Origin of the sequence: Mesorhizobium sp. M7A.F.Ca.CA.004.04.2.1, assembly GCF_004022825.1 — a bacterium.
In the GTDB taxonomy this organism is placed as follows: Bacteria; Pseudomonadota; Alphaproteobacteria; order Rhizobiales; family Rhizobiaceae; genus Mesorhizobium.
Map to the genome: position 1 here is coordinate 1 of NZ_RZPH01000622.1, position 3,651 is coordinate 3,651.

At 62.4% G+C, this 3,651-nt stretch carries 4 protein-coding genes; all 4 read right to left on the reverse strand.

Annotation, left to right across the window (positions count from 1 at the left end; genetic code table 11):
* The coding region (locus EN893_RS23930; protein ID WP_128361820.1) for an ATP-binding cassette domain-containing protein at positions 1–705 on the reverse strand (705 nt) is incomplete at its 3' end.
* Between the two features lie 226 nt (positions 706–931).
* On the reverse strand, positions 932–1,993 hold the full coding sequence (locus EN893_RS23940) for a Gfo/Idh/MocA family oxidoreductase (RefSeq protein ID WP_127269380.1): 1,062 nt from the start codon (positions 1,991–1,993) through the stop codon (positions 932–934).
* Positions 1,990–2,829 (reverse strand): carbohydrate ABC transporter permease, encoded by an 840-nt coding sequence (locus EN893_RS23945; protein WP_127265686.1) that lies wholly within the window; start codon positions 2,827–2,829, stop codon positions 1,990–1,992. The genes EN893_RS23940 and EN893_RS23945 overlap by 4 nt, the downstream gene beginning before the upstream one ends.
* An 11-nt stretch (positions 2,830–2,840) precedes the next feature.
* Positions 2,841–3,651 (reverse strand): sugar ABC transporter permease (locus EN893_RS23950; RefSeq protein ID WP_164901059.1); only part of this gene is annotated, 811 nt, incomplete at its 5' end.

Sequence of the window (3,651 nt, forward strand, 5' to 3'; positions counted from 1 at the left end):
GCCTATGAAGCCGGCGACGAACTCATTTGCCGGCGAATTGTAGAGCTCCATCGGGCCACCGATCTGCTCGATTTTCCCTGCGTTGAGCACCACGATCTTGTCGGCCAGCGTCATCGCCTCGACCTGGTCGTGGGTGACGTAGATCATCGTTGCCTTCAGCCGGCGATGCAGCTGCGCGATCTCCAGCCTTGTGTTGACGCGCAGTGCCGCATCGAGGTTGGACAATGGCTCGTCGAAGAGAAAAAGCTTGGGTTCGCGCACCACGGCGCGGCCGATGGCGACGCGCTGACGCTGGCCGCCGGAGAGTTCGGCCGGCCGCCTTTCGAGATAGGGCTCCAGCGACAGCATCGACGAGGCGATGCCGATGCGGCGCTCGATCTCCGGGGCGGGCGTGCCGGCCTGCTTGAGGCCAAGGCCCATATTGTTCTTCACCGTCAGATGCGGGTAGAGCGCATAGGTCTGGAACACCATGGCGATGCCGCGCTTGGCCGGCGGCGTGGCCGAGACGTCCGCGCCGTCGATCACAACACGGCCCGAGGTCGAATCCTCCAGTCCGGCAATGACCCTGAGCAAGGTCGACTTACCGCAGCCGGAGGGGCCGACGAAGACAACGAACTCGCCGTCGTTCACTTCGAGGTTGATGCCCTTCAGCACCTCGACCGGCCCAAAGGCCTTCTTCACGTTCTCGATGTTCAGCGAGCCCACTTCGTTCCTCCGGATTGGAATGTGGGCGCCAAGACACCCCCCTCTGGCCTGCCGGCCATCTCCCCCTCAAGTGGGGAGATTGGCAGCTTTGACGCCGCCGCACTCTTTTCAACGTTGGTGATTGGCGAAGGCCGTGCCGAAAGCTGATCTCCCCCCTTGAGGGGGAGATGGCCAGCAGGCCAGAGGGGGGCGCCGTAGAGCGCAGCCCCTGACGACAATTCCCTGATCACAACCGCACCGCCTTTCCACTGCGCACGCTCTCGTCGGCTGCAAGGCAGACGGCGAGCGATTTGACCGCGTCGTCCATATGTTTGGTGAGATCGAGATCCTCGCGGATCGCCTTCAGCACGAAGGCCTGTTCGAGGTCGCAGAGATCCTGATGGCCGGGTTCGCCCTCCATCGACAGCATCTCGTCGGCCTTGAGAAACTTGCCGTCCGCGCCGGTCGCCGCACTGTGCAGGCGGATGGTCGAGGTCTTGGTGTGGGTGTCGATGTCATCGGACTTCACACCTTCCTTCATGACGATCGACACGCAGCCATTGGGCGAGATGACGTCCTTCACGAAGAACGCCGTTTCCGAAATCATCGGACCCCAGCCGGCTTCGTACCAGCCGACCGAGCCGTCGTCGAACAGCACCTGCAGATGGCCGTAATTGTACATCGACTGCGCCACCTCGTCGGACAGCCGCACGCCCATGCCACGCACCTCGATCGGCTTCGCATCGGTGATCTGCAGCATGACGTCGAGATAGTGCACGCCGCAGTCGACGATCGGCGACGTCGTCTGCATCAACTGCTTGTGCGTCTCCCAGGTGTGGCCTGAGGATTGCTGGTTGAGGTTCATGCGAAAGACGTAGGGGCCGCCTAGCTTGCGGGCTTCGGCGATCAGCCTGATCCAGGACGGGTGATGGCGCAGGATGTAGCCAATCACCAGCTTCCTGCCATTGGCCTTCGCCGCCGCGACGACGCGCCTGGCGTCGGCCACCGTCGTTGCCAGCGGCTTCTCGACGAAGACGTGGCAACCGGCCTCGAACGCCCTCACCGCATAGTCGGCATGGCTGTCGGAATAGGTGGCGATGCAGGCGACATCGGGCTTTTCCTCGCGCAACGCCTCGTCGAAGGAGCGCCTGATGCCGTAATCCGACAGCCCGTCCGGCAGCGGCACGTCGGAGCGATTGATCAGCGCCGCGATCTGGAAACCTGGATTGGTATGGTAGGCCAGCGCATGGCTGCGACCCATATTGCCGAGGCCGGCAATGACGACGCGGAGGGGTGTTTCAGAGTTCACTTGACGGCTCCGGACGTGATGCCGCGGATCAGCTGCCGCGAGAAGATGACGTAGAGGATCAGCACCGGCATGATCGCCAGCGACAGGGCTGCCAGGATGGCGTTCCAGTTGGTGACGAACTGGCCGAGGAACAGCTGGGCGCCGAGCGTCACCGTCTTGGTTTCTTCCGACGGCGCCAGGATCAGCGGGAACCACAGATCGTTCCAGATCGGGATCATGGTGAAAACGGCGACGGTCGCCATCGAGGGCCTGACCAGCGGCAGCACCAGCCGGAAGAAGATGGTGTATTCGGACAGGCCGTCGATGCGGCCGGCATTCTTCAGATCGTCGGAGACCTGCTTCATGAACTCCGACAGGATGAACACGGCAAGCGGCAGGCCTTGCGCGGTGTAGACCAGGATCAGCGCCGTCAGCGTGTTGACCAGCCCGCTCGCCACCATCAATTGCAGGATGGCGACGGTGCCCAGCCGGATCGGGATCATGATGCCGAGCGCCAGGTAGAGCCCCATCAGCGAGTTGCCGCGGAAGCGGTATTCCGACAGGGCGAACGCCGCCATGGCGCCGAACAGGAGCACGAAGAACAGCGAGGCGACGGTGACGACGAGGCTGTTCTGGAAATAGTGGATGAAGTCGCCCTGGCCGATGACGGTCGTGTAGCCGATCAGGTCGAAGGTTTTTGGCGTCGGCGGCGTCAAAGGCGCGCCGAAGATGCCGGCGCGGGACTTGAACGAGTTCATGATGACGAGGATCACCGGAAACAGCGCGATCACCGTGTAGGTCAAAAGGATCGCGTGGGCGCCGATGGTGCGGGGCACGGAACGGGTGGCGGTGCTCATCTCTCGGCCCCTCAGAACTGGTAGCGACGCAGGCGCGTCTGGACGAGGAAGAGGTAGACGCAGACGCCGCCGAGGATGATCAGGAACATCATCGTGGCGATCGCCGCGCCCATATTGGGGTCGCCGGTCTGCAGCTGGAAGCCGAAGAAGGCGCGGTAGAGGAAGGTGCCTAAAATGTCGGTCGAATAGTTCGGCCCGGCGAGCGCGCCTTGCGCGGTGTAGATCAGGTCGAAGGCGTTGAAATTGCCGACGAAGGTGAGGATCGAGATGATGCCGATCGACGGCAGGATCAGCGGCAGCTTGATCTTCCAGAATTGCGACAGGCCGGTAATCCCGTCGCATTCCGCGGCCTCGATCACCTCTTCGGGGATCGACAGCAGTGCCGCGTAGATCAGCATCATCGGGATGCCGACGAACTGCCACACCGAGATCAGGCTGAGTGCGGTCAGTGCATATTGCTCCTTGCCGAGCCATGGCGTGAACAGGCTTTTCAGGCCGACGAGGTCCATCAGATGCGGCGCCACGCCCCACAACGGGGACAGGATCAGCTTCCAGGCGAAACCGACGATAACGAAGGACAGGATGGTCGGCACGAAGATCGCCGTGCGGTAGAAAGCCGCGAATCTCAGTTTCGGACTGGACAGAAGCGCGGCCAGCATGACGCCGATCGGGTTCTGCACGATCATGTGGATGATGAAGAACCAGACATTGTTCCTCAGCGCGTTCCAGAAACCCACCGACCAGTTGGGGTCGCCGAACAGCGTGCGGAAGTTTTCCAGCCCGACGAAGACCTGGTGCTGCTCGATGTTGCGGAACAGCGAC

Coding starts and splice junctions, on each gene's coding strand:
- EN893_RS23945 (WP_127265686.1), bottom strand. CDS start 2,829: ATGAGCACCGCCACCCGTTCCGTGCCCCGCACCATCGGCGCCCACGCG.